This window comes from Agrobacterium tumefaciens str. B6, from assembly GCF_001541315.1.
Taxonomy (GTDB): Bacteria; Pseudomonadota; Alphaproteobacteria; order Rhizobiales; family Rhizobiaceae; genus Agrobacterium; species Agrobacterium radiobacter.
On record NZ_LMVK01000012.1, the window covers coordinates 151438 to 177225 of the forward strand.

Annotated in this window: 19 protein-coding genes; 9 read left to right on the forward strand and 10 right to left on the reverse strand. The window is 60.4% G+C overall.

Annotated features, from left to right (window positions below):
• Positions 1-82: 82 nt before the first annotated feature.
• From ASB65_RS10915 to ASB65_RS10925, 3 genes are all read left to right on the forward strand, one after another.
• A complete protein-coding gene (locus tag ASB65_RS10915; RefSeq protein WP_020009721.1) occupies positions 83-841 on the forward strand; it encodes a response regulator transcription factor in 759 nt (252 codons plus the stop codon).
• 9 nt (positions 842-850) lie between these two features.
• Complete coding sequence (locus tag ASB65_RS10920) at positions 851-2260, forward strand: sensor histidine kinase (RefSeq protein WP_031233663.1); 1410 nt, start codon at positions 851-853, stop codon at positions 2258-2260.
• A gap of 184 nt (positions 2261-2444) precedes the next feature.
• A complete protein-coding gene (locus ASB65_RS10925) occupies positions 2445-2870 on the forward strand; it encodes a thiol-disulfide oxidoreductase DCC family protein (RefSeq protein ID WP_060723977.1) in 426 nt (141 codons plus the stop codon).
• 121 nt (positions 2871-2991) lie between these two features.
• Here the strand turns inward: ASB65_RS10925 and ASB65_RS10930 are convergent, their stop codons facing one another.
• On the reverse strand, positions 2992-3855 hold the full coding sequence (locus tag ASB65_RS10930) for a MipA/OmpV family protein (RefSeq protein ID WP_060724184.1): 864 nt from the start codon (positions 3853-3855) through the stop codon (positions 2992-2994).
• Positions 3856-4146: 291 nt separating this feature from the next.
• On the opposite strand from ASB65_RS10930, the gene ASB65_RS10935 reads away from it, so the two are divergent.
• A complete protein-coding gene (locus ASB65_RS10935; protein WP_080868405.1) occupies positions 4147-7116 on the forward strand; it encodes a bifunctional [glutamine synthetase] adenylyltransferase/[glutamine synthetase]-adenylyl-L-tyrosine phosphorylase in 2970 nt (989 codons plus the stop codon).
• 394 nt (positions 7117-7510) lie between these two features.
• Here the strand turns inward: ASB65_RS10935 and ASB65_RS10945 are convergent, their stop codons facing one another.
• From ASB65_RS10945 to pepN, 3 genes are all read right to left on the reverse strand, one after another.
• Positions 7511-9847, reverse strand: coding sequence for a PAS domain-containing sensor histidine kinase (locus ASB65_RS10945; protein ID WP_060723978.1), 2337 nt, complete (start codon positions 9845-9847; stop codon positions 7511-7513).
• A gap of 238 nt (positions 9848-10085) precedes the next feature.
• Positions 10086-10406 (reverse strand): carboxymuconolactone decarboxylase family protein, encoded by a 321-nt coding sequence (locus ASB65_RS10950; RefSeq protein ID WP_003509790.1) that lies wholly within the window; start codon positions 10404-10406, stop codon positions 10086-10088.
• Positions 10407-10541: 135 nt separating this feature from the next.
• A complete protein-coding gene (pepN, locus tag ASB65_RS10955; protein WP_060723979.1) occupies positions 10542-13190 on the reverse strand; it encodes an aminopeptidase N in 2649 nt (882 codons plus the stop codon).
• 440 nt (positions 13191-13630) lie between these two features.
• Between pepN and ASB65_RS10960 the strand changes: the two genes are divergently transcribed.
• Complete coding sequence (locus ASB65_RS10960; RefSeq protein WP_003509786.1) at positions 13631-14566, forward strand: DMT family transporter; 936 nt, start codon at positions 13631-13633, stop codon at positions 14564-14566.
• 264 nt (positions 14567-14830) lie between these two features.
• On the opposite strand, the gene ASB65_RS10965 is transcribed toward ASB65_RS10960, so the two are convergent.
• The 3 genes from ASB65_RS10965 to ASB65_RS10975 all read right to left on the reverse strand — a co-directional run bounded on the left by ASB65_RS10965 (position 14831) and on the right by ASB65_RS10975 (position 17416).
• Entirely contained in the window at positions 14831-15022 is a 192-nt protein-coding gene (locus ASB65_RS10965) for a hypothetical protein (protein ID WP_003509784.1), read from the reverse strand.
• 152 nt (positions 15023-15174) lie between these two features.
• Positions 15175-16074 (reverse strand): uracil-DNA glycosylase, encoded by a 900-nt coding sequence (locus tag ASB65_RS10970; protein ID WP_060723980.1) that lies wholly within the window; start codon positions 16072-16074, stop codon positions 15175-15177.
• A gap of 43 nt (positions 16075-16117) precedes the next feature.
• Positions 16118-17416, reverse strand: a complete 1299-nt coding sequence (locus ASB65_RS10975) for an Hsp70 family protein (protein ID WP_060724187.1) — start codon at positions 17414-17416, stop codon at positions 16118-16120.
• A 301-nt stretch (positions 17417-17717) separates the two neighbouring features.
• On the opposite strand from ASB65_RS10975, the gene ASB65_RS10980 reads away from it, so the two are divergent.
• A complete protein-coding gene (locus ASB65_RS10980) occupies positions 17718-18695 on the forward strand; it encodes a sensor domain-containing diguanylate cyclase (RefSeq protein WP_060723981.1) in 978 nt (325 codons plus the stop codon).
• A 22-nt stretch (positions 18696-18717) separates the two neighbouring features.
• On the opposite strand, the gene ASB65_RS10985 is transcribed toward ASB65_RS10980, so the two are convergent.
• On the reverse strand, positions 18718-19506 hold the full coding sequence (locus tag ASB65_RS10985; protein WP_003509776.1) for an SDR family oxidoreductase: 789 nt from the start codon (positions 19504-19506) through the stop codon (positions 18718-18720).
• A gap of 182 nt (positions 19507-19688) precedes the next feature.
• Here ASB65_RS10985 and ASB65_RS10990 point away from each other — a divergent pair, with 182 nt between their 5' ends.
• A complete protein-coding gene (locus ASB65_RS10990) occupies positions 19689-20609 on the forward strand; it encodes a cation diffusion facilitator family transporter (protein WP_060724188.1) in 921 nt (306 codons plus the stop codon).
• Positions 20610-20866: 257 nt separating this feature from the next.
• On the opposite strand, the gene ASB65_RS10995 is transcribed toward ASB65_RS10990, so the two are convergent.
• Complete coding sequence (locus ASB65_RS10995) at positions 20867-21379, reverse strand: YcxB family protein (RefSeq protein WP_003509772.1); 513 nt, start codon at positions 21377-21379, stop codon at positions 20867-20869.
• A gap of 529 nt (positions 21380-21908) precedes the next feature.
• Here ASB65_RS10995 and ASB65_RS11000 point away from each other — a divergent pair.
• Positions 21909-23573 (forward strand): electron transfer flavoprotein-ubiquinone oxidoreductase, encoded by a 1665-nt coding sequence (locus ASB65_RS11000; RefSeq protein ID WP_060723982.1) that lies wholly within the window; start codon positions 21909-21911, stop codon positions 23571-23573.
• Between the two features lie 357 nt (positions 23574-23930).
• Positions 23931-24671, forward strand: a complete 741-nt coding sequence (locus ASB65_RS11005) for a pentapeptide repeat-containing protein (protein ID WP_060723983.1) — start codon at positions 23931-23933, stop codon at positions 24669-24671.
• Positions 24672-24757: 86 nt separating this feature from the next.
• Here the strand turns inward: ASB65_RS11005 and ASB65_RS11010 are convergent, their stop codons facing one another.
• The gene (locus ASB65_RS11010) at positions 24758-25774 is read right to left on the reverse strand and encodes a zinc-binding alcohol dehydrogenase family protein (RefSeq protein WP_060723984.1); all 1017 of its coding nucleotides are present in this window, start codon (positions 25772-25774) and stop codon (positions 24758-24760) included.
• Positions 25775-25788 lie beyond the last annotated feature (14 nt).

Consider the following 25788-nt stretch of genomic DNA (forward strand, 5'->3'; position numbering starts at 1 on the left):
AGCGGCACCCGCCTGATCCATAGGCGATTGTTCCGCCTGGACGCGCGATGGTGCTTAAGGCCCGATCTTCGGAGGAAATTCCATGGAAAACAAGGTTCAGGAAGTCTCTCCCGCATCTGTTTCCGGTTGTGCGGAAAAGGGCGAGGGCGCTATTGTCCCGCACATGAAGATTCTAGTCATTGAAGACGACCTAGAGGCTGCGGCCTATATGACCAAGGCGTTCCGCGAAGTCGGGATCGTCGCCGATCACGCGAGCGACGGTGAGAGCGGCCTGTTCATGGGCTGCGAGAATGCCTATGACGTGATGGTGATCGACCGCATGCTGCCGCGCCGCGACGGGCTTTCCGTCATCAGCGAGCTGCGCCGCCGCGGTATCGAGACGCCGGTTCTGATCCTTTCCGCGCTGGGGCAGGTGGATGACCGCGTGACCGGCCTGCGCGCCGGCGGCGATGATTATCTGCCGAAGCCTTACGCCTTTTCCGAATTGCTCGCCCGCATCGAGGTGCTGGGCCGCCGCAAGGGCAAGCCCGAGCAGGACATGATCTACCGGGTCGGCGATCTCGAACTCGACCGGCTGTCACATGATGTGCGCCGCAACGGTAAGGAAATCCTGCTGCAGCCGCGCGAATTCCGCCTGCTGGAATATCTGATGAAGAATGCCGGCCAGGTGGTGACCCGCACCATGCTTCTCGAAAATGTCTGGGACTATCACTTCGATCCGCAGACCAATGTCATCGACGTGCATGTTTCCCGCCTGCGCTCGAAGATCGAGAAGGACTTCGAGAAGCCGCTTCTGAAGACCATCCGCGGCGCCGGTTACATGATGAAGGACGAGGGCTGATTGGCGAAGATGGCCCGCCTCAGAATAGTGTTCCGGTCGACGGCGGTGCGCCTTTCGGCGCTCTATATCCTGCTGTTCGCGCTCTGCGCCGCCTTCCTCGTCTTTTATGTCACCGCCCTTTCCGAAAGGCTGCTGAACCAGCAGACGCGTGATGCGGTGCTGCAGGAAGTCTCGGATGTGCAGCGGATCTATAATCGCGGCGGCATCAACCCGCTTCTCAGGATGATGGAGCGCCGCGCCCGCCAGCCGGGTGCGAGCCTTTATGTCATCGCCGGGCCGAATGGCGAAATCCTTGCCGGCAACGTTGCCTCCGTTCAGCCGGGTGTCTTCGACAAGGAGGGCTGGACGGGCTTCCCGTTCCGTTACGAGCGTTATTCCGAAAGCGGCGACAGCGTGCAGCATCTCGCCACCGCCAATATCTTCATGCTGGACAACGGCCTGCGCATCCTGATCGGCCGCGATCTCGGCGAGCCGACCAAGTTCCGGGCGCTGGTGCGCAATGCGCTGATGGTGGCGCTCGCCATCATGGGCGGCGGCGCGCTGCTCATCTGGTTCGGCATCGGCCGCAATGCGCTGAAACGCATCGACCGCATGTCGGCAGCGACCAAGAAGATCATGGCCGGCGATCTTTCCCAGCGTCTGCCGCAGGGCCGATCCGGCGATGAATTCGACCGCCTGTCCGGCTCGCTGAACGCCATGCTCGGCCGCATCGAGAAGCTGAATGAAGGCCTGCGGCAGGTCTCCGACAATATCGCCCACGACCTGAAGACGCCGCTGACGCGGCTGCGCAACAAGGCGGCCGCCGCCCTTGACGACAATGACGAGACGAAACGGCGCGCGGCCCTTGAAGGCATCATCGCCGAGTCAGACCAGCTTATCCGCACCTTCAACGCGCTGTTGATGATTTCCCGCGTCGAGGCCGGTTCGATCGCCGCGGAAATGACCGATGTCGACGTCTCGGCGATTGCCGCCGACAGCGCCGAACTTTACGAGCCTGTCGCCGAGGATGCCGGGCTTGCTCTGGAAGCCGAAATAGAGGCTGACCTTTCGGTAAAGGGCAACCGCGAACTGATCGGCCAGGCGCTCTCCAACCTCATCGACAACGCCATGAAATATGCCTGCGAGGGCGAAGGTGACAAGAAACTCGTCGTCCGTCTGGCAAGAGAGCCGGAGGCCATCGTGCTCTCTGTCGCCGATAACGGTCCCGGCATTCCCGCCGACAAGCGCGGCGAGGTGCTGAAACGTTTCGTCAGGCTGGATGAAAGCCGCTCCAAGCCGGGAACCGGGCTCGGCCTGTCGCTGGTGGAGGCCGTCATGGAACTGCATGGCGGATCGCTGGTGCTATCGGACACGGATGCCTCGAATGCTGCCTGCCCGGGGCTGACGGTTTCGATGGTGTTTCCCATCCCCAAGGCGTAAGCATCGTTGACTGATGGTGCCAGTGGGTTTCCGCACCGGTGAGTTTCGGCGAATGAGCGGGATTTTCCGGGAAATGACTGTTTTTCAAGATTATATTGAAAGATAATCTGGAGAACGGTTCCGTTGATTGACGCAATGGCTCTGTTCGGAGATCGCGTGCGATGGACGAAAGGATGTGTGACGGGTGGCAGATACGGTTCCCTTGATCGACGACGGGCATGGCCCGATCATTCTGTTCGATGCGGAATGTGTCTTGTGTTCCGTGAATGCGCAATTCGTGCTGCGGCATGACAGGGCCGGATATTTCCGCCTGGCCTCCATGCAGAGCGAGATCGGCGCTGAAATTTACCGCCGTTACGATATGGACCCGAAAGATCCCGTCAGCATGCTGGTCGTGGATGGCGGCAGGGTGCGGCAGGACAGCGATGCTGTGCTGAGCATATATGAGGCGCTGGGCATGCCCTGGCGGCTTGTTACCCTATTGCGCATCATTCCCGCATTTCTGCGCGATCCCGTTTATCGCTTTGTCGCCCGCAATCGCTACCGCTGGTTCGGAAAGCATGAAGAGTGCTGGGTGGCGCCGCCGGAATACAGGGACAGGATTCTTTGAGCATGGCGGCCCAGTGAAACGCCTTGCGGCGTTTCACTGGATGAGGAGGCGTGAGGGCAGGGACGCCTTTCCTCATGGGGATGGTGGGCGGGTTCGCGGTCGCGTACTTCTCCCGCGCGGTTTAGAACGTGTAGGCCACGCCGATCATGGCGAAGGGCTGGATATCCTTTTTCACCACCGGACTGTCCTTGGCGTCGCCCAGCAGGAAGCCGACACCGCCGGTGCCGGTGATCATCCAGTTCTCCGCCATGAGATAGGAAACCGAGGCGCTGGCGTCGATGCGCTTGAAGCCTGCCTTGGCGTCATAACGGCGCAGGCCGGAGCGGGCGGATTGGGCCGAGGTGACACCGAAATAGGATTTCATGTGGTTGTCATCCGCCCAGGTGGCGGAGATATCCGCACCCAGAATGAACTGGTCGACTTTGTGCGAGACGCTTGCGCCGACAGTGGCGGTGAGGCCTTCGCTGCCGCCGATGGTCTTGTCCCCCTTGGCGTAGATTTCAAAGGGGTCGCCGCCATAGGCGATGACGCCGCCGACCACGCCGCCGGCCTTGATGTCGCCCAGCCCGCGAAGGTTCTTCTTGTCATCCTTTTCCTTGCGGCCCGCTTCCCAGCCACCCTTGACGCCAAGCCGGAAGCCGTTCTGGTTCAGAAGATTGACGGTAACGCCGCTGAAATCGATGCTCAGCGTTTCCCCATACTGGACGGAAACCAGCGGGACGGCGCCCACTTCCAGCTTGTCCGAACCTTCATATTTCGGGGCATAGGCCGCACCTGCGCCGAGCGTGATCTTCCACTCGCTGGAACTGCTGTAGCGGGCATTGTCGAAATTGCCCTGCGGATCGGCCAACCTGTCCGATTTGCCGATATCGGCGGCGAAGACCGGTGTGCAGATCGCCTGCGCGGCGGGCAGCGTCGTCAGGCAAAGGGCCATCGCGCGCAGGTTCTTTTGCCCTTTCACTGTAAAAATCTGTTTCATGATCATATCCGTTGCAGCATCGAGCGTCGGAAAACCGGGGAGTCGGGTTTCGTTGAGGATGACGCTACGCGGGCACAATTGCGGAGACATTACGCGGTGCGGCGCTTTGGAAAACATCGCCACCGGCGGTTTTCTGATCGCAAAGCGGCCCGCATTTGTTACAACGCCACATGCATGCGCCGGGAGGCTTCGGCAAAGGTGCGGCGGCAGGAACGTTTCGGATGCGGTGCATCCGGTCCTGAAAGCCGGGCACGGTCGAAGAGCGGCGAGAGAATAGGCGGAAGAGGGAGAGAGACAGTGACGAAACGGGAAACCGCTGAAAGGCGGCTGAGCGAGGTTCTGCCGGGGATGATCCGCCCCTATACGCAGACGGAACTGAAATCCGTTCTTTCGACGCTGAAGGATATCGGCAAGGGCGAGCCGGCGGTGGCCGCGCTGCTTGCCGGGGAAAGCGCGCTCAAAGACTTTATCGCTGCGGCTTTCACGCTGTCTCCCTATCTGCGCGACATGGCGTCGGCGGATGAAGGGCTTTTGTCGCTGGCGATTTCGAAACCGCTTGAGCCGCTGCTGACCGGTCTCGTCCGCGAGGCGCGCGATTGCTGGAAGCCCGGGAACGAGGGCGGTATACCGAGCGAAAACGAGGTGATGTCGCGGCTGAGAGTAGCCAAGCGGCGGCTTTCCTTTATCGCCGCACTTGCCGATCTCGCCCGCATCTTCACCGCGCGTGATACGACCCGCTGGCTGAGCGACATGGCGGATGCCGCGCTCTCCGCCGCCATCGATCACCTGCTGCTCGCTGCCCATGAGAGCGGCAAGCTGAAACTGAAGGATGTCGCAACCCCGAGCGAAGGATCGGGCCTCATCGTGCTCGGCATGGGCAAGCTCGGTGCGCGCGAACTCAACTATTCCTCTGACATCGACGCCGTGGTGTTCTTCGAACCCTCCGCCGGCATCATGGACGATCCCTATGATGCGACGGAGAATTTCGGACGCATGATGCGCCGTCTGGTGCGCATCATGCAGGAGCGCACCGCCGATGGTTATGTCTTCCGCACCGATCTCCGGCTGCGGCCCGACCCCGGCTCGACGCCGCTCGCCATTCCCGTGGAAGCGGCGCTGCTTTATTACGAGGGCAGGGGGCAGAACTGGGAACGCGCCGCCTATATCAAGGCGCGGCCGGTGGCCGGCGACATGAAGGCGGGCGAGAACTTCCTGCGCGAGCTGACGCCTTTCATCTTCCGCAAATATCTCGATTACGCGGCGATTGCCGATATCCACTCCATCAAGCGGCAGATCCACGCCCATAAGGGCCATGGCGCGATTGCGGTGAAGGGTCATAATGTCAAGCTCGGGCGCGGCGGCATCCGCGAGATCGAGTTCTTCGCCCAGACGCAGCAGCTCATCGCCGGCGGTCGCATGCCGGCGCTCCGGGTGCGGGCAACGCAGGAGGCGCTTGCTGCACTGACCGAGGCGAAATGGATCGATGCCGAAACGCGTGACAGCCTGACCGACGCCTACTGGTTCCTGCGTGAGGTGGAGCATCGCATCCAGATGGTGCGCGATGAACAGACCCATGTGTTGCCCGATACAGAAGCGGAATTGAAGCGCATTGCCTTCATGCTCGGCTTTGACGACACCAAGGCTTTTTCGGAAAAGCTGGAAGAAGTGCTGCGGCTGGTGGAGCGGCGTTATTCCGCGCTGTTTGAGCAGGAAACGAAACTCTCCGGCGAGGCTGGCAATCTGGTCTTCACCGGCCAGAAGGACGATCCCGATACGCTGAAAACACTCTCCGCCCTCGGCTTCGAGCGGCCGGAGGATATCTCCCGCGTCATCCGCACCTGGCACAATGGACGTTACCGGGCCACCCAATCGGTCGAGGCGCGCGAGCGGTTGACGGAGCTGACGCCGGACCTGCTGCGCGCCTTCGGTGAAAGCAAGCGGGCGGATGAGGCGCTCCTGCGTTTCGATAATTTCCTTTCCGGCCTGCCGGCCGGCATCCAGCTGTTTTCGCTGCTCGGCAACAATCCGGCGCTGCTCGACCTGCTGGTGACCATCATGTCATCAGCACCGCGCCTTGCCGAAATCATCGCCGCCCGCCCGCATGTCTTTGACGGCATGCTGGACCCGGCGCTGATGAGCGACATCCCGACACGCGATTATCTCGCCCACCGCATGGGCAATTTCCTCTCCAACGCCCGCCATTACGAGGATATTCTCGACCGGCTGCGCATCTTTGCCGCCGAACAGCGCTTCCTGATCGGTGTCAGGCTTCTGACCGGCGCAATCCGCGGCGAAGTCGCCGCCCGCGCTTTCACCCACCTGGCCGATCTGGTGATCGAGGCGGCGCTGAATGCGGTTCTGGCGGAGATGGAAGCGGCGCATGGGCTCTATCCCGGTGGCCGTGTCGCCGTCATGGGCATGGGCAAGCTTGGCTCCTTCGAGCTGACGGCTGGTTCGGATGTCGATCTCATCCTGCTTTACGATTATGACGATGCCGCCCATGAATCCACCGGTGCAAAGCCGCTCGATGTGGTGCGCTATTTCACTCGCGTTACCCAACGGCTGATTGCTGCCTTATCGGCCCCGACGGCGGAAGGCGTGCTTTACGAGGTCGACATGCGGCTTCGCCCTTCCGGCAACAAGGGGCCGGTGGCGACGCGCATCTCCGCTTTCGAGAAATACCAGCGCGAGGAAGCCTGGACCTGGGAACACATGGCGCTCTCCCGCGCCCGCCTGATCTGCGGCGATGCTTCGCTGATGGAAGATGCGCGCCGCATCATCGCTTCCATCCTTTCGCAAAAGCGCGATGCGACCAAGGTTTCCGTCGACGTGCTGGACATGCGCAACCTCATCGAGCAGGAAAAACCGCCGGAAAACAACTGGGACTTCAAGCTCATCAACGGTGGCCTGATCGACCTCGAATTCATCGCCCAATATCTGGCGCTGGTGGGGCCGGTGAAAGGGCTTGCTGCGCACGAACCGGGCCGCAATACGGCCGAGGCGTTGCAGGCGCTCGCCGCGCCTGTCATGGAGCCGCAGGCTTTCGATGACTGCATGGCGGCGATGGGGCTTTATACCGAAATATCGCAGATCGTGCGGCTGTGCATTGATGGGACGTTCAATCCGAAAGAGGCGCCGGCGGGCCTGATCGACCTCGTGTGCCGGGCGGGGGATTGCCCGGATATTTCAACGCTTGAGGGAGAGGTGAAGCGGCTGGCGAAAGCAGTGCGCAAGGCGTTTGTGGCGGTGGTGAAGAATGGTAATTAGTGAATCGGATCATAGAAAGAAGAAGCTGAGCATGAAGGTGTATTTCTATATACTACCTGCAATATTATTGTTCTTTTTTTCACCTCTTATTTTAAATATATCGGCGGATATCATTGCATACGCGTATGGATGCCAAATCCATCTCGACGAGATTAAGTGTTCCGCAGGAGACGCCTCCGTCCCCATTGTAGCTGCTTTTGCACTAGATATCTGCTTATTGGCACTGCGATTGTTGTTCTTTGTGCCCCTGATCGCGGCGATGTTTTTCTTCATCTGGCTATTGCTAATATTGCGATATGCCCTGCTAAGAATTGAGACCAAAAGTAAATGATGGAAGAGCCAATTTCCCTATAATTTAGGCCTTTGTCGGTTGGGCGCGAACATCGTCCAACGCTCAATGCACCGTCCCACACCCCCCCGCCGTATGCGGAATAATGATCGTCACCACCGTGCCGCGACCCTCACATGAGCGTATCTTCATCGTCCCGCCATGCAGCTTCACCAGTGAGCGGGAAATCGCCAGCCCAAGCCCGGAACCGCCCTGGCTCTTGGCATATTGGCTCTGCACCTGCTCGAAAGGCTGGCCGATCTTGTTGAGCGCCTGCGCGGGGATGCCTATGCCGGTATCGGCGATGGTGAGGATCATCGCGGCCTCATGCACATGGGTGCGCAGCGCGATACGGCCGCCGTCGCCGGTGAATTTGACCGCGTTGGAGAGCAGGTTGAGCATGATCTGCTTCATGGCGCGGCGGTCGCCCTGCATGGTCAGCCCGGCGCAGACCTTCTGCTGCACGGTGATGTTCTTCTGCTGGGCCTGAATGGCGGTCAGCCGCAGCGTCTCCTCGATCAGCGGCGCAAGATCGATCGTCTCGCGGTTGATGCGCATATGGCCCGCTTCAATCTTCGACATGTCGAGAATATCGTTGATGACGTTGAGCAGGTGTTTGCCGCTGTCATGGATATCGCGGGCATATTCGGAATATTTCGGCGAGCCGACCGGCCCGAACATCTCGTTTTGTAAGATTTCGGAAAAGCCGAGGATGGCGTTGAGCGGCGTGCGCAGCTCGTGGCTCATATTGGCGAGGAATTCGGATTTCGCCCGGTTGGCGGCCTGCGCACGCTCTTTTTCGGCGAGATAATTGGCGTTGGCGTCGGAAAGTTCCGTCTTTTGCCGTTCCAGCTTGTGCTGCGAGGCGGAGAGATCGCCGATCGTTGCCATCAGCCGGCGTTCGGAATCGCGCAGCCGTTCCTGATGGCGCTTCAGAAGGGTGATATCGGTGCCGACGGAGACGAGGCCGCCGTCACGGGTGCGGCGCTCGTTGATCTGCAGCCAGCGGTCATCGGCAAGCTGCACTTCCATGGTGCGCGACAGGCCGGATTGGTCCGGATCGGCAACGCGGCGTTCAACCACGGGGCGGGCTGCTGCGGCATGGACCGTGCTTTTTTCCGTGCCGGCCACCAGCACGCTGTCAGGCAGGCCATAGGCCTTCTGGTAGTGGGTGTTGCACATCACGAGGCGATCGTTCTTGTCCCACAGCACGAAGGCTTCCGAGGTGGATTCGATGGCGTCGGCAAGGCGCTGGTCCGCCTCGGCATAACGCTGGGCGAGGCGGTGCTGTTCAGTGACATCCATGGCGATGCCGATGACGCGCGGGCCGTTATTGGTGCGGATGACCTGGGCGCGGGCGCGCAGCCAGACATAATGACCCTTGGAATGGCGCATGCGGAAAATCTGGTCGATCTGGCGCAGGTTGCCGCAGCCGACGGCGCGGGCAAGCTCGTAGAGATTGCCGTCTTCGGAATGCATCATGCGGGCCGCATCGGAAAAGGAGAGCGGTGCTGCCTTCGGCGGAAGCCCAAGAATTTCATAAAGCGAACCGGACCAGAACATGCGCCGGCTGGAAAGATCGAAATCCCAGAGGCCGCAGCGCCCGCGTGACAGCGCCGTTTCCACCCGCAGGTTGGATTCGGCGAAGATGTCGTCGGCGTCGCGGGCGCGCTTCACCTGCATATAATAGGCGTAGAGCACGACGAGCAGGATGGAGGAGATGCCGGCGAACAGCGTCACGTTCATGGCGATTTCGCTACGCCAGAAGGAGCGGATCGGCTGCAGCGAGCGCGCCGCGATCACCATGGCGCCATCATCACCGAAGGGGATCATCGTCGCATAATGCTGCTGGCCATCGATGTTGGTCTCGATGGTGCCGGGCGAGCCGGGGAAACGCTGCACGATGGCGATTTCGGGAAGCAGGGCGGGCAGCGAGGTGCCGATATAAAGCATCGCCTCCTTGCCCGCGCCCGCGAAGATGCGGCCATTGCTGCCTGACAGCAGTACCATGGTGCCATCGGCAAGGCTGCCCGACGGCAATGCGGCGACAAGGCTCGCCTCGGCGCGGGTCCGGTCCTGCCCGGTGAAAACGATACCGTTGTTAATAAGGGCCGCTTTCGCCGTCAGCGCCGTCAGCGCCGTGGAGTGGCGGGCGGCCTCTTCCATGCGGCTGTATTCGGCAACGATGCCAAGCATGCGCGAGGCAGCGACAACAACGAGGAAGGCGAGGATGAGAATGGGGATGAGGCGTTTCAGCAGGGTCTCGACCTGCGGCGCCGGGCGGTCGGAGCCATTCATCAAACCCATCAGGTCGCTGGAAAGCCTTTCGCCCCAGGCCGCAAGATCAGAAAATTTGGCATACGGCCGCTCATCGCCCGCAGTCGCCCGCCGCACGTTCGTCATTGTCCCGCCTTTTAGATGTCCCCAGTGATTCGAAGCGCCGCCGCTCGAATATCCCTAATGAATCAAATGCGATTCGCCGTGTCCAGAGGCAAAAGTTAAAAGAATTTTAACCCCTTGAACCGACTCCGTATTTTTTCGGGACAATCTGCTCCCGCTTCGGGAAAAGCGGGATTCATGAAGAAAAACAGTGAGCGGCACTTCAATTCCGGCGGTTTCGAGATGCCGCGTGGAACGGGTTTCAGCCTCCATCGAAGGCATCGAGAGCAGGGCCAAGCGCGCTGATCACGCCATTGCCGGCGGCGGGAAGACCGGTCAGCACCGCGCTGATGATATCCTCCCGGCTTGCGCCGTGCGCCTTGGCTTCCGTCACATGAAAAGCGATGCCGCTTTCCAGACGCAGGGCGGCCAGAATACCGATATAGATCAGGCTCTGCGTCTTCACATCGAGTGTGGAGGCCGCGCCCAGGCCCTGCACGGCCTGAAGCCATGCCGCCTTGTGAGCCGGGGCGTCGGTCATGAAGCGTTGAAACGAGGCGCTGGTTCTGGACATGTCCGTCATCTGAAGTTCCCATCTGATCCCGAGCCAACGTCGGCCCTTCGCACACAAAGATGCTGCGCAATGCGCGACGCCGCCTTGATGGAAATCAAGACGGCGTCGCGGCATGGATCAGAATGGTGGAGCTTCGGCGGACGATCAGCCCTTGAGGATACGCCCGACGATGTCGCTTACATCCGTCGACAGGTCCTTCGCCTCGGCAATGGTTGAAAGCGCGGCTTTCGCATGTTCGGCACGGCTTGCCTCCAGCGATCGCCAGGAGCGCATGGAGGTCAAAATGCGGGCGGCCAGCTGCGGATTGCGTTTGTCGATGGCGATGATCTGTTCCGCAAGGAAACGATAGGCCGCGCCATCGGCTCGGTGGAAGCCGGTGGGGTTGTAGAAGGCAAGCGTGCCGACCAGCGAGCGCACCCGGTTCGGATTGGTGGCGATGAAATGTTTCGATTTCATCAGCCCCTTGATACGCTCCAGCGCGCCTTCGCCCGGAATGGCTGCCTGCAACGAGAACCATTTGTCGAGAACGAGTGCATTGTCGGCAAAGCGTTTTTCGAAGGCGGCAAGCGCTTCCTTTGTTTCCGTGCTTTCCGGGAAACGCTGGGTCAGGACGCTGAGCGCATGGGCGAGATCGGTCATGTTGGTGGCGTCGGCAAAGGCGTTCGCCGCCCGCTCCGGTGTTCCCTCGGCAAAGGCGAGGAAGCTCAGGGCGCCATTGCGCAGCGAACGGCGTCCGGCGCTGTCGGCGTCGGGGCTGTAAGCCTCGCCATCGGCAGCACTATCGGCAAGCTGCCGCAGCGTTTCTAGGCCGGACGTGGCAATCGCCTTGATCGTGGCATTGCGCGCCTTGTGGATGGCATCGGGATCGGTGTTGCCGCCGAGTTCGCGGGCGATATCCGTTTCGCTCGGCAAGGCGAGCGCCTGCGCCCGGAATGCCGGCTCAAGCGCGTCGTTGCCGATGATTTCGATGAGCGTGGCGGAGAGAGCCGCATCCGTCTGTATTTCTTCGCCCTTGTGCACCGCCTTGGCGGCGGCAATCAGCGCCGGCAGGGCGAGATCGGTCAGCGCCTGGAAACGGGCGAACATGTCAGTCTCATGCCGGGCAATCTGCACCAGATCGGCCGCATTCTGCTCGAAATCCAGATTGATCGGTGCCGCGAAGCTGCGGTTGATAGACAGCACCGGCCTCGACGAGATGCCGGGGAAGGAGAAGGTTTGGTTGCGTTCGGTCAGATGCAGCACGCCATTGCGATACTCGCCGCCTTCGACGGCCTGCGGTTCGGCGATCTGGCCATTGTCGAGGATCAGCGCCAGCGACAGCGGAATATGGCGCGGCTGCTTCACCGGCTGGCCGGGCGTCGGCGCCACGGTCTGTTCCAGCGTCAGTCTGAAGGTGGCATTGCCCGCATCATAAGCCGATGAGACGGAGACGAGCGGTGTGCCCGCTTCCGTGTACCAGAGCGAAAATTGCGAGAGGTCGCGGCCGCTCGCATCGACGAAGCTCTTGACGAAATCCTCGACGGTTGCGGCTTCGCCGTCATGGCGCTCGAAATAGAGGTCCATGCCCTTCTTGAAATCATCACCGCCGAGGATCGTGGCGATCATCCTCGTGACTTCGGCACCTTTTTCATAAACGGTCGTTGTGTAGAAATTGTTGATTTCGCGATAGGTATCCGGGCGCGGCGGGGGCGCCCGCGGGCCGGAATCCTCGGGAAACTGCTCCGATTTCAGATGGCGCACATCGGCGATGCGCTTGACCGGCCGCGAGCGCATGTCGGCGGAAAATTCCTGATCGCGATAGACCGTCAGGCCTTCTTTCAGGCAGAGCTGGAACCAGTCGCGGCAGGTAATGCGGTTGCCCGTCCAGTTGTGGAAATATTCATGGGCGATGATGCGCTCGATATTGGCGTAGTCAGCATCGGAGGCGGTTTCGGGGTCGGCCAGCACGAATTTGTCGTTGAAGACGTTGAGACCCTTGTTCTCCATCGCGCCCATGTTGAAATCGGACACGGCGACGATCATGAAGATATCGAGATCGTATTCGCGGCCGAAACGCTCTTCGTCCCATTTCATCGAACGTTTCAGCGCATCCATGGCGTAGGCCGCGCGCGGCTCTTTGCCGTGCTCGACATAAATCTTCAGCGCCACTTCGCGGCCGGACATGGTGGTGAAGGTATCTTCCACCACGCCGAGATCGCCGGCGACAAGCGCGAAGAGATAGCTGGGTTTCGGATGCGGATCGAACCAGGCTGCGAAGTGACGGCCTTCATCGTAATTGCCGCCGCCGAGGAAATTGCCGTTCGAGAGCAGCAGCGGATTGCCTTCCTTCGCCGCGATGATCGTCACCGTATAGGGCGCCAGAACATCCGGCCGGTCGGGGAAATAGGTGATACGGCGGAAACCTTCCGCCTCGCATTGCGTGCAATAAACGCCATTGGTGCGGTAAAGCCCCATCAGCTGCGTATTGATCTGCGGATTGATGTAATTGGTGACGCAGATCTCGAAGGGAGATTCGGCCGGCAAATCGCGGATGGTCAGGCTGTCGGGCGTCGCCTCATATTGGCCGGCGGGAAGCTCCACCTGGTCGAGCAGCAGGCCGGAAAGCTTCAGCTCGTCGCCATCAAGAACGAGCGGCGCCTGCCGCTCAGCACCTTCGCGCCGGTGAAAGATCAAACGGGCTTCGACCTTGGTATTCTTGGGGTCGAGTTCGAAGGTGAGATCCACCCGCTCCAGAACGAAATCGGTGGGGCGGTAATCTGCCAGGTGAACGATCTGGCCCGTGTCTGTTCGCATGACTGTCCCTGAATAACTTGGCGTGGTCTTCCCGGCATCATGTCGCCATAAGTCCCGGATGTAAAATGGGTAGAGTATTCGTCACGTTCATGTGCGCATCGGAGGACGTCCTGTCCCGCCATGGAAAGCTTTGCCGGCCATGCAGACAATCCTCCCGCCGCCGGACCCGTGGACCATGGCAGCAAATGTTGAACGATTGCTGAAATTATATTTTATTTTCTTCAAATTTTAGCGCGCGTCGCTTTTCGTCTGCGATCGTTCCCGCAGGTGTGCGAACGAACCCTCGCCAGATCAACGGAATTCATGAGTGAATAACATTTTTTGTTGTAAAGCCCCGGAAGAATGCTCTAGCCTTGGTACATCCACTTCCCCTGCGTCGTCCTCTCCCGCATGAAAATCTCCCGATGGCGTGTTTGCGCAGCCGATATGAGTAACTGCCAATGAACGCCGAACCGATGAATCCCTTTCGCGGGATTAGCATGAAGCTGATTTCGGTCGGCTTTTTTCTTGTCATGCAGACCTGTATCAAGGCCGCAGGTGACGTGCCGGCCGGCCAGATCACCTTCTTCCGTTCCGCCTTCGCCATCATCCCGATCGTCGTTTATCTCGCCTGGTTGCATGCGCTGGCGAGCGCGCTGCACACCAACAATCTCCTCGGCCATTTCAAGCGCGGTTTTCTGGGCATCCTCTCGATGGCCTGCGGTTTTTATGGGTTGACCATGCTGCCGCTGCCGGAATTCATCGCCATCGGTTATGCCTCGCCGCTTCTCGCCGTCGTTTTCGCCGCCTTCATCCTGCATGAAAAGGTGCGCATCTATCGCTGGAGTGCGGTGTTTGTCGGCATGATGGGCGTGCTGGTGATTCTGTGGCCGAAGATGACGCTTCTGAGTGAGGGCGGCTTTGCCGCGGGTGAGGGGCTGGGGGCCATTGCCGTGCTATGCGGCGCGGCGCTGGGCGGTCTGGCCATGATCCAGGTGCGGCAGCTGGTGGAGACGGAAAAGACGCCGACCATCGTGCTCTATTTTTCGCTCACCGCCACTTTGTTATCGCTCATCAGCGTGCCGTTCGGCTGGAATTCGCTGAGCCTGACGCAGGCGATGCTCTTGATCACCAGCGGCATCTGCGGCGGCGTCGCGCAAATCTTCCTGACGGAGAGTTACCGCCATGCGGAGGTCTCCGTCATCGCCCCCTTCGAATACAGCTCCATCGTCTTCGGCATCGCGGTGTCCTACATTCTGTTCGGTGATATTCCGACGGTGACAATGCTGATCGGTACGGCGATCGTGATCCTCGCCGGTATCTTCATCATTTTCCGCGAACATCAGCTGGGATTGGCGAGACGGGCGGCGCGCAAGGCTTCGACGCCGCAGGGGTGAGGGATGTTTCCTCGGCCGCTATACACTGGCCGTTTTGTGTGTCCGTCATTCCGGCCATGAGCCGGAATCCAGTCGACACGCGTCTGCGTGTTGGAAAGACTCCTTTCAGCCCAAGGACTTGGGCTGGCTGGATGCCGGATCAGGTCCGGCATGACGGAGGTCTATAATCGTGAAAACACGCAAAAGCAAAAGGCGCCTTCCCGAAGAAAGACGCCAGCGCGCAATCATATCTATGAGCCAGTGCTAGACTGGCCTGAGTGCTTCTCAGCGCTCGCGGAAATCTGCGAAGACTGCCGAGGGACGCGTCACGCGGACCTGCTGCATGGCAGCGCGTGCGGTCATCTGTTCGTTTGCGGCTGCGCCGAAACGATGGTAGCCCTGACTGGAGCGAGGGCCGAGGCCCGCCAGGCGGAGCGTTTCAAAGCCGGAATGTACCGGACGGAAGCGAGTGGTCATTGCCTTGGTTCCTTAAACCGAATTCCTCCCAAGACATGATCGCTATATCGCAGCGCAGCATGGATTCGGCAAGCCGGCCAAATGCGCCGCTGTTATGCGTAATGCGCATGGCTTTTTTCATAATTCATTTACATTGAGTAGGAATGAGGCAGTCAGCCTTGGGTGATCTTTGCCTGAAAAGCCAATAAATCCTGCCATGCCAATGACTTACTCGCTGGCGCGTTCAACAGTTCCTGTGGGTGCAGGCTTGCGAGAGCCGGCAAAACCAGGTGTCCGGCTGCGACATCACGCCACTGTCCACGCAGCGTATGGATGGTGCCGGTGCCGCCAAAGAAGAAACGTGCGGTGAAGTTGCCAAGAAGCAACAGGTGTTTCGGCTCGGCAAGCGCGATCTGTCGCTCGATGAAGGGGCGGCAGATATCCATCTCGGCCTGCGTCGGCGGGCGGGTGCCCGGCGGCCGCCCGGGCACGACATTGCCGAGCATGATGGTGCTGCGCTCAAGCCCGATGGCCGCCAGCATGCGGTCGAGCAAAAGCCCGGTCTTGCCGGCGAAGGGAAGGCCCTCGCGGTCGTCATCCGCGTCAGGCATCGGGCCGATGACCATGATGGCGGAGGCGGCATCACCTGCGGTGAAAATCGTATTGCGCGCGCTGTTCTTGAGGTTGCAGCCGCTGAAACCCTCAAGGGCGGTTTTCAGCTCGGCAAGCGATCTCGCGCTTTCCGCCGCAAAACGCGCCGCCGCCACGGCCTGCTCGTCGGGCATGGCGACATTCTGCTGAAGAGCGGGCGCGGCTGGCGCGCCACGCGCCGGGGCGCTGCGCGTTGCCGCCTGCCGCTGAGGTGCGTCGGCACGGCGATCCGCCGGCCTTTCAGTCTGGCGTGCCGATGTCACCGCATCCTGTGCCGGCGCGGATCGGGCAGGGCGGGCGGCGGCGAATTCCGCGAAACGGTCGACCGGGGGCTCTTCCAGCATCCAGTCCACGCCCGCATCCGCATGGAAATGCAGGGGGGCGGCGAGTTCGGCCGGGGAGAGGTCGTGAGCGGCGATCATGGGCGGAAATTACCCCATGTTCCCCGCCCGGGGAACCCGTAAATCACGCTGTCCAGCGCTGAATGTCGCCGCTTTCGCCGATCATGGCGAGACCATGGGCAATCGAGAGCAGCTCGCCGCCGCTTTCGATACGGTCGGCGTCGAAACGGCGGGGGAAAAGCTCGCGCCCCGCCGGCCCGAAGGAGGTGCCGCCGGTCAGGAACACCTTGTCGATCGCCTCGGGCGCAACCTTCGTCTTTTCCAGAACCTCGTCGAGCGCTTCTTCGATCTTGGCAAGGTCGTCAGCGATCCAGTTGTTGAAATCGCTGCGCTTCACCATCTTGCGGCCGGCTTTGCCGAGCGGCGAGAAGTTGAATTCCGCTTCCTCCGCCGAGGACAGCGCCATCTTGGTGGCGGAAATCGCCTGATAGAGCGGGTAGCCCTCGTCGTGGTCGACGAGATCGATGAAGAGTTCGAGTTTTTCCGGCTCCAGCGCCGAGCGCACCAGCGATTTCAGCGCGGTGAATTCCTTCGAGGTCTTGAAGATCGACAGCTGGTTCCAGCGGCCGAAATTCACGTAATAACCCGAGGGTACATCCAGCACCTTGTCGAAGCTTTTGAACTTGCTGCCCTTGCCGATCTCGGGCGAGACCAGATTGTCGATCATGCGGAAATCGAAATGGTCGCCTGCCACGCCGACGCCGGAATGGCCGATGGGGGTGGCGGAAAGCTTGCCGGCATGGGTTTCGAAACGGATCAGCGAATAGTCCGTGGTGCCGCCGCCGAAATCCGCCACCAGCACATTGGCGTCCTTCTTCAGGCTCTGGGCGAAATAATAGGCCGCCGCCACTGGCTCGTAGACATAGTGGATATCAGGGAAACCTGCCCGGGTGAGCGCCTCGTTGTAACGGGCAAGCGCCAGCGTCTCATCCGGATTGCTGCCGGCGAAACGCACCGGCCGGCCGGCGATGACGGTGGAAACGTCACCTGGCCATTCCTCACCCGCATAGGTCTTCAGCTTGCGCAGGAACACGTCCATCAGGTCCTCGAAGCTCTGGCGCTTGGCGAAGATCAGCGTGCCCTGAAACAGCGGCGAGGCCGCAAATGTCTTGATCGACTGCAGGAAACGGCAGTCGCCGGCATTGTCGATGAACTGGCGGATGGCGGCATGTCCCGCTTCCACATGCAGCGCGGCCGCACCAAGGCCAGCATCCTTCATGAAGGAGAGCGCGGTGCGCATGCTGTCATCCGTGCCTGCGCTGCTGGTAAAACGCATGGAGCGGCTGTCGCCGCCGCCGTCGGAAAGAGCCATGACCGTGTTGGTCGTGCCGAAATCGAGGCCGAGAGCCCGCTTTTGCGTCATCGCCATATCCTTGTCGCCGATAGAAGAACCGCCCGGCCCTTGGGTGGCCCGGCGTGAAAATAAGGGATGCTCTTGGCGCCCCGATGTCAGAGGAGGGCGGTTGATTGCACAGGGCTGACGGAATGGCAAGCGCCCGCACCAGGGTTTATTGTGAAATTTGCATGAAGTAATCGCCATGGGTGGAAGGCCGCCCTGCCGTCCGCATTAAATATTTTTTCGCATAAAGCGAGTATAAGGCTGAGCTATAGCGTTAAAGAGCAGATTTATTTTTGTATTTGTTGTGTTTGCAGACGGAGCCCCGATGTCCCGAAAGCCGGCCCGTTCCACCCTCGAAGACGTGTCGCCGGCGCGAAACGCCCGCGTTCGCGGCGATGCGGACAGCTTCAACCGCCATCTCATGGACCTGATGGAGGCGTCGCAGCAGGGTTATGCGCTTTTCGACGGCGGCGATGAACTGCGTTTCGCCAACACGGCATTCCGCACGGCGCTCGGCCTCGGTCCGGACGAGTTTCCGACATGGGTTGAGCTCATGCGCAGCGGTTACCGCAACTCCGCCGGCACGGCCATCGAGACCTCCGATTTCGAGCTGTGGCTGCGCTCCGCGAGAACGAGGCGCGGCAAGCTGCCGTTCCGCACCATCGAGACCGGCCTCAATGACGGGCGCTGGATGCTGACGACCGAGACGACGCTGCCGGGTGGCTGGATGCTGTGCGTCGTCACCGATATTTCCGAACTCGGCGTTGAACTGCGCGATCTTCGCCAGGAGCGGGACAGGGCGTTGAAATCCGCCCTGAGCGACGAGCTGACCGGTCTCGGCAACCGCCGCTACGTCATGGATATTCTCAATCACCGGCTTGGCCCCAACAAAGCCGAGGCGCTCGCTGTCATCATCATTGATATAGACCACTTCAAGTCGGTGAACGACCGCTTTGGCCATGCCTGCGGCGATCTGGTTCTGAAAGACTTCGCCGCCCGGCTTTCCGCTGCGGTCGCCCGCGACGATCTCGTCGGGCGAATCGGCGGCGAGGAGTTCCTGCTGATGCTCGGCGGTTCACGCGTTTTGAGCGCGGAGGCAGTCATGCAGGGGGTGCTGTCATCACTGGCGCAGGCGTCACCGTTCGCAGACATGCCCGGTTTCCGATATAGCTGCTCGGCGGGCATTGCCTTTGCAAACCCAGGCGAGAGCGCGAGCGATGTCCTGCGCCGCGCCGACACCGCCCTCTACGAGGCCAAGAATACCGGCCGGAACCGCTACGTGATTTACGGAGCGGCCTCCTGACGGGATTCGTATCTATTCGGCCTTAGTTCGACTTCGCCGCGCCGCCATCCACTCTCAGCATCGTGCCGGTGATGTAGCTTGCCGGAACCGAGCAGAGGAAAGCGCCGGCGGCGGCGAATTCCTCCACCGTGCCGAGGCGGCCGGCCGGGATGCTCTTGACGGAGGCCTCGCGGATTTCCTCGACGCTCTTGCCGAGACGCTTGGCGTTGGCGCCATCAAGCTCATCGATGCGGTCGGTATGGATACGGCCGGGCAGGAGCAGGTTGGAGGTGATGCCGAAGGAGGCTACTTCGGAGGACAGCGTCTTGCTCCAGCCGACCAGCGCGCCGCGCAGCGTGTTGGAAAGCGCAAGATTGGCGATCGGTTCGAACACGCCTGACGAGGCGACGGTGAGGATGCGGCCGAAACCCTGTTCCTTCATGTCAGGCAGAAGCGCATTGGTGAGCGTGATGACGCGCAGCACCATGGACTGGAAGAAGGTATCGAGCTTTTCGACCGTCATCTCCTGCGCAAGGCCCGGGGTCGGACCGCCGGTATTGTTGACGAGAATATCGATGCCGCCGAGCTTGTCCTTGACCGCCTGAACCATGGCGGCGACGAAATTGTCATCGGCAAGATCGCCCCAGACCCAGTCGGCCTTGCCCTTGCCGAGCGCATTGATCGCCTTGCAGTTTGCCTCCAGCTTATCGCCGCTTCTGCCGACGAGAAGGACATGCGCGCCTTCTTTCGCCAGCGCCGTCGCAATGCCCAGCCCAAGGCCGCGAGAGGAGGCGAGAACGAGGGCGCGTTTGCCGGAAATGCCGAAATCCATGGGTTTTATCCTGTCTTGTGAGTGCGCTATGTGCTGTTTATAGAGCATTTCCAGGAAAAGTGGACCCCGGTTTTCCGTCCGGAAATGCGACAAAACAAAGAGTTAGAGCGTTTTCGCGATTCTAAGAATGGCGAAAATCCTCTATGAAGGTGGCGCCCGGTTTTGAAGGAAAAATACACGTCATGACAGAACAATCCCTGCTGAAATTCTCCATTGCCGTCACGGTTCTCCTGGCGCTCTTCGGTATCGGCGCGGGCCTGTTCTCCGGCTCCTTCGCGGTGGTTTTCGATGGTGTCTATGCGCTGACCGACGCTTTCATGACGGTGCTGGCGCTGCTGGTCGCGCGGCTGATCGCCGCCTCCGCAGCGCCAAGGCCGGGCGGCCGGCTGGTGGAGCGTTTCACCATGGGTTTCTGGCACCTGGAGCCGATGGTGCTCGGCCTCAACGGCACGCTGTTGATGGGCGCTGCGATCTATGCGCTCATCAATGCCATCGACAGCCTGATGGATGGCGGCAGGTCGATCGAGTTCGACTACGCGATCATCGTCACCTTCCTCAGCTTTGCCGTCTCGCTCGCCATGGCGTGGTTCGTCAAAAGGCAGAACCGCCGGCTGAAATCCGCCTTCGTGGCGCTGGATGCCAAAAGCTGGTTGATGAGCGCGCTTTTGAGCATCGCGCTCTTTATCGCCTTCGCCGTGGGTTACGGGCTGACGGGAACGTCGCAGGCATGGCTTTCGCCCTATATCGACCCGGCCGTGCTGGCGCTGGTCTGCCTCGTCATCATCCCCATGCCGCTCGGCAATGTGAAGCAGGCGCTGGCCGACATCCTTCTGGTGACCCCGCTGGAATTCAAGCAGCATGTGGACAGGGTGGCCGCCGAGACGGTGAAAAAATTCGGCTTCGCTTCGCACTATTCCTATGTCGCCCGCGTCGGCCGCGGCCGTCAGATCGAACTCTTCTTCATCGTGCCGAAGAACTGGCCGGCCCGGCGTCTGGAGGAATGGGATGCGATCCGCGACGAGATCGGCGAAGCGCTGGGCGGCGAGGGCAGTGACCGCTGGTTGACGATCGTGTTTACGACGGATGAGGAGTGGGCGGTTTGATGTTGGAGAGTGATCTTAGCTAATCGGCTTGTGGCCCAAAGCGGTCATTGCAGCACTGATCTGGACAGGCCTGATGGGGATGGAGAGCGGATTGGCAGGTTTCAGTCTGACAGAGCAGAAGTGGTCTTCCAGTGTCGCTCAAGCCGGAGTTTTGCACCAAACTCTTGCTACAGAAATTCCTTAGAAGTCAGCAGTGGCGATTTTGTCGCGAACTTGGGAGTTTGCGATAAGAATGGCTCCATCTTAGCGGGGCTATTTCACGCGCGCTTGATGTTGGCGGCCACCAATTGCCTGAAGTCGTCGATCTGTGCTGGCGTCAGGACGCGCTTAGGCAGCATGTTGAACACGCGCGCCCCCTGGTAGAGGAGGATCACCTTGCTGTCTTCGGTCCATTTGAGATAGTCGTTCCAAGGAACATTCCAGTCGCCCTGCTGTGCCTTGCTCCTAAAGCCTTCCTCAGACCATGTAACCGTGATTGGGTGCTGAAGGGTTTTCTGGTCTGCGTAGGCCTTGCGGGCAAACACGGCAGCGCCGAAAAAATATTGGTAGAGCGGTATTGCGATCACAACCACCACGCAGATGTAGAAGAGCGACATGAAAGGCGCATCGGGGAATCGCAGCGCCAACGTGAAGAGCGAGGCAAGCAGCAAAGCAACGAAGATCAGCCAGCAAACGAGCGGCCAGCCTGAGGTTGAATATTTCAGTATGAACAGCTTGTTGGCAGCAACATAGTCGTCGGCAGTCAAAGTGAAGGTGACGCTGCGGTTCATATCTCTCATTGTCTCCCTGGTGAGATACCACACCTGTCGCATAATTCCCGAAACCTGCGACACGTTTTGCTGTCGTACTATGTCCGGGTTGCAGCATCGCAATCAAGCCAGTGAACGTCTTCAATGGGGGCGACAGCGGACAATCATCGATACGTAAAGGTATGTCCGCTTGCGGCGCAAACGGAAACGCCGCCATTGATGAAGCGAGCCGAATGGGCGTTTCAGCCACGGTAAACGCGAGAGCGGCACAAATGCCGACTACCCTTGACGCCTACACTCCCAGCTTCTATTTTAAATCTTACGTGAACGTAAAAGTAATAAACCAATCATCAGGTTGTCTGACAATTGACTGGCGTGCGACATGTTTTGCCGCTATAGAAGCTCGACAAAGGCGTCCTGCTTTGCGAAGACAGACGCTGGTAAATGCGGTGTCGCGGATGGCTTTTTGTCCGGCGCAGGCGATGCGCCGAGGATGCCGGTAAGCGGATATAACAACAGCCGGATGGGACCGGCGATGTGAGAGGACAAGATGACGGAAGCGATGGAACTGCCCGAACGCGAAGCGATGGAATTCGACGTTGTGATCGTTGGCGCGGGTCCTGCGGGTCTCGCCGCCGCGATCCGCCTGAAGCAGGTGGAGCCCGAGCTCTCGGTCGTCGTTCTGGAAAAAGGCGCGGAAGTCGGTGCGCACATCCTCTCGGGCGCGGTGGTCGATCCCATCGGCATCGACCGTCTTCTGCCCGGCTGGCGCGAAGAGGAGGGGCATCCCTTCAAGACCGAGGTCAAGGACGACCAGTTCATGTTCTTAGGCCCGGCCGGCTCCATCCGCCTGCCGAATTTCATGATGCCGCCCTTGATGAACAATCATGGCAACTACATCGTCTCGCTCGGGCTGGTCTGTCGATGGCTGGCGGAAAAGGCGGAAGGGCTCGGCGTCGAGATCTATCCGGGCTTTGCCGCCACGGAAGTGCTCTATAATGACGAAGGCGCCGTCATCGGCGTCGCCACCGGCGATATGGGCATCGAGAAGAACGGCGAGCCGGGTCCGAACTTCACCCGCGGCATGGAACTGCACGGCAAATATGTGCTTGTTGGAGAGGGCGTGCGTGGATCGCTCGCCAAGCAGCTGATTTCCAGATTCGACCTCTCGAAAGATCGCGAGCCGCAGAAATTCGGCATCGGCATCAAGGAGCTCTGGCAGGTCAAGCCGGAACACCACAAACAGGGCCTCGTGCAGCATTCCTTCGGTTGGCCGCTCGGTTTCAAGACCGGCGGCGGCTCGTTCCTGTATCATCTGGAGGACAATCTCGTTGCCGTCGGCTTCGTGGTGCACCTCAATTACAAGAACCCCTATCTTTATCCTTTCGAGGAATTCCAGCGTTTCAAGACACATCCGGCCATCCGCGACACCTTCGAGGGCGGCAAGCGCATTTCCTATGGTGCGCGCGCGATTACCGAAGGTGGCTACCAGTCGGTGCCGAAGCTCACCTTCCCTGGCGGCGCGCTGATCGGCTGTTCGGCTGGTTTCGTCAACGTGCCGCGCATCAAGGGCAGCCACAATGCGGTGCTCTCGGGCATGCTGGCGGCGGAGAAGATCGCCGTGGCGATTGCCGCCGGCCGCGCCCATGACGAGGTGGCGGAGATCGAGGCCGAGTGGCGCGAAGGCGATATCGGCAAGGACCTGAAGCGGGTCCGCAACGTCAAGCCGCTGTGGTCGAAATTCGGCACGCTCGTCGGTGTCGGCCTTGGCGGTCTCGACATGTGGACCAACCAGCTGTTCGGCTTTTCCTTCTTCGGCACGCTGAAGCACGGCAAGACGGATGCGCAGAGCCTCGAGCCCGCTTCGAAGCACAAGCCGATCGCCTATCCGAAGCCTGATGGCGTTCTGACCTTCGACCGCCTGTCCTCGGTGTTCCTGTCCTCCACCAACCATGAGGAAGACCAGCCGGTCCACCTTCAGGTGAAGGACATGGAGCTGCAGAAGCGCTCCGAACACGACGTCTTTGCCGGTCCTTCGACGCGTTATTGTCCGGCCGGTGTTTACGAGTGGGTGGAGAAGGACGGCGAAGAGGTTTACGTCATCAACGCGCAGAACTGCGTGCACTGCAAGACCTGCGACATCAAGGACCCCAACCAGAACATCAACTGGGTGCCGCCGCAGGGTGGCGAAGGGCCGGTTTACGCCAATATGTGATGGTGGGTCCGAACCGTCTGGATCGTTGACGTCGTTTAGCGACGCCGTGGCGTTTGAACGCCGTCACCCCGGATTTGATTCGGGGGGCGGCGCGATCAAGTCTTTGATCGTAAAAGACTCTCCTCACGGCGCAGACGCGCCGTGACTGGATGCCGAATCTAGTCCGGCATGACGAAAGAGCAGCGTTGATGGCCCGTCCCCCGTCAGTATTTGTGGATTGCTCTTCGATTTCTTACATATAGGATGTTGGGGTGTTGCATGGTCGCGTGGCCCGTGGATTGTGGTTCAGCGATGCGGTAACGCCTTGAACGTGCATATGGTCCTAGGTGCCGTCGCAAGACGACAGGGAGTGAAAGAATGTCCGGCTTTCAAAGGCTGAATATCGTGCGGAAGACAGGGTGCGTTGCCGGTGTGGCGGCGCTTGCGATGATTGCCGTTTCTTTCAGCGGCGGCCCGCTGGTGGCCGCAAGCTGCCGTACCGATGCCATGGCCGGCATCGACTGGCGCGAATGCAACAAGCGTCTGCTGATGCTGGGCGGCAGCAATCCCGATTCGGCGATGCTCTACGGCACGGATTTCACCTATACGGATCTGCGCGGTTCTTCGCTGAAGGGCGCCAATCTCGAAAAGGCCAAGCTCATCCGTACCGCCCTTGGCGAGGCGAACCTTCAGGGCGCCAACCTGACCAAGGTGGAAGCTTATCGCAGCGATTTTTCCGCCGCCGACGCCACCAATGCCAAATTCGTCAATGCCGAAATGCAGCGGACCAAATTCGAAAACACCAAGCTGGACGGCACGGATTTCACCAAGGCTGAACTCGGCCGTGCTGATTTTGAGGGTGCGACGCTGAACGGCTCGAAATTCTCGCTCACCAACCTGTCACGCGCCCGCTTCGGCGGCGCGAAGCTTGGCGGCCCGGTGGATTTCACAAGCGCCTTCCTGCTCCTGACCCGGATTGAAGGGGTCGATCTTTCCACGGCCACCGGGCTTGACCAGAAACAGATCGATATTGCCTGTGGTGACGCCAAGACCAAATTGCCGAACGGCCTCACCGCGCCGGCCTCCTGGCCGTGCCCGGAAGACCCGGACGACGATTGACAGGAATGGCCGCGCGGTTTTGCGCACGGCCCAAATACATCCGTAAGCGGAGAGAAGCGCCCGCGATGCGGACGCCTCGTTGCTGATCAGAAGCCCGAAAGCACGATCTTGCCCTTGGCCTTGTTGCTTTCGATCAGCGCGTGCGCCTTGATGAGATTTGCGGCAGTGATGGTGCCGAAAACCTCGGTCAGCGTCGTCTTGATCTTGCCGGCATCGACAAGCTCGGCCACGTGGTTGAGCAGCCGGTGCTGCTCGATCATGTCAGGCGTCTGGAAGACGGCGCGGGCGAACATCATTTCCCAATGGATCGATACGCATTTGCGCTTGAAGGCCATGACGTCGAAACCGCCGGCCGGATCGTCGATCAGCGCGAAACGGCCCTGCGGCGCGATGGTCGCCACACTGTCGGCGGCATGAATGTCGCTATGGGTGGTGGAAAAGACGAAGCCCGGCGCACCGAGCCCGAGCGCTTCCACCTGCGGCGCGATCGGCTTGCTGTGATCGATGACGTGATGCGCGCCGAGTTCTTTCACCCAGGCAATCGTTTCCGGCCGCGAAGCGGTGGCGATGACGGTGAGGTCGGTTAGCGCCCGCAGAAGCTGGACGGCGATGGAGCCGACGCCACCAGCGCCGCCGATGACCAGAACGGCATTGGCTGCGCCCGGAACCGGTTCCTTCACCCGCAGCCGGTCGAACAGCGTCTCATAAGCGGTGATCGCGGTCAGCGGCAGGGCGGCCGCTTCCTCGAAATTCAATGATTTGGGCTTTGTTCCGACAATGCGCTCATCGACGAGATGGAATTCGCTGTTGGAGCCGGGGCGGTTGATGACACCGGCGTAGAATACCTCGTCGCCGGGCTTGAACAGCGAGACCTTGTCGCCGACGGTCTTCACCACGCCGGCAGCATCGAAGCCGAGCACGCGCGGTTCGCCGTTTTCCGGCGTCTGGTTGCGGCGCACCTTGGTGTCGACGGGGTTTACCGAAACGGCCTTCACTTCCACCAGAATGTCGTGCCCTTTCGCTTCCGGCTGGGGCAGGTCGATATCGATGAGGGCGTCTTTCGCCGTGATGGGCTGGCTGGTCCTGTAACCGATGGCGCGCATGAACAGTCTCCTTT

Bases quoted from the DNA above. Each gene is read 5' to 3' on its own strand.
- ASB65_RS10915 (WP_020009721.1), top strand. From the start codon at position 83: ATGGAAAACAAGGTTCAGGAAGTCTCTCCCGCATCTGTTTCCGGTTGT.
- ASB65_RS10920 (WP_031233663.1), top strand. From the start codon at position 851: ATGGCCCGCCTCAGAATAGTGTTCCGGTCGACGGCGGTGCGCCTTTCG.
- ASB65_RS10930 (WP_060724184.1), bottom strand. From the start codon at position 3,855: ATGATCATGAAACAGATTTTTACAGTGAAAGGGCAAAAGAACCTGCGC.
- ASB65_RS10945 (WP_060723978.1), bottom strand. From the start codon at position 9,847: ATGACGAACGTGCGGCGGGCGACTGCGGGCGATGAGCGGCCGTATGCC.
- ASB65_RS10950 (WP_003509790.1), bottom strand. From the start codon at position 10,406: ATGACGGACATGTCCAGAACCAGCGCCTCGTTTCAACGCTTCATGACC.
- pepN (WP_060723979.1), bottom strand. From the start codon at position 13,190: ATGCGAACAGACACGGGCCAGATCGTTCACCTGGCAGATTACCGCCCC.
- ASB65_RS10960 (WP_003509786.1), top strand. From the start codon at position 13,631: ATGAACGCCGAACCGATGAATCCCTTTCGCGGGATTAGCATGAAGCTG.
- ASB65_RS10965 (WP_003509784.1), bottom strand. From the start codon at position 15,022: ATGACCACTCGCTTCCGTCCGGTACATTCCGGCTTTGAAACGCTCCGC.
- ASB65_RS10970 (WP_060723980.1), bottom strand. From the start codon at position 16,074: ATGATCGCCGCTCACGACCTCTCCCCGGCCGAACTCGCCGCCCCCCTG.
- ASB65_RS10975 (WP_060724187.1), bottom strand. From the start codon at position 17,416: ATGACGCAAAAGCGGGCTCTCGGCCTCGATTTCGGCACGACCAACACG.
- ASB65_RS10980 (WP_060723981.1), top strand. From the start codon at position 17,718: ATGTCCCGAAAGCCGGCCCGTTCCACCCTCGAAGACGTGTCGCCGGCG.
- ASB65_RS10985 (WP_003509776.1), bottom strand. From the start codon at position 19,506: ATGGATTTCGGCATTTCCGGCAAACGCGCCCTCGTTCTCGCCTCCTCT.
- ASB65_RS10990 (WP_060724188.1), top strand. From the start codon at position 19,689: ATGACAGAACAATCCCTGCTGAAATTCTCCATTGCCGTCACGGTTCTC.
- ASB65_RS10995 (WP_003509772.1), bottom strand. From the start codon at position 21,379: ATGAACCGCAGCGTCACCTTCACTTTGACTGCCGACGACTATGTTGCT.
- ASB65_RS11000 (WP_060723982.1), top strand. From the start codon at position 21,909: ATGACGGAAGCGATGGAACTGCCCGAACGCGAAGCGATGGAATTCGAC.
- ASB65_RS11005 (WP_060723983.1), top strand. From the start codon at position 23,931: ATGTCCGGCTTTCAAAGGCTGAATATCGTGCGGAAGACAGGGTGCGTT.
- ASB65_RS11010 (WP_060723984.1), bottom strand. From the start codon at position 25,774: ATGCGCGCCATCGGTTACAGGACCAGCCAGCCCATCACGGCGAAAGAC.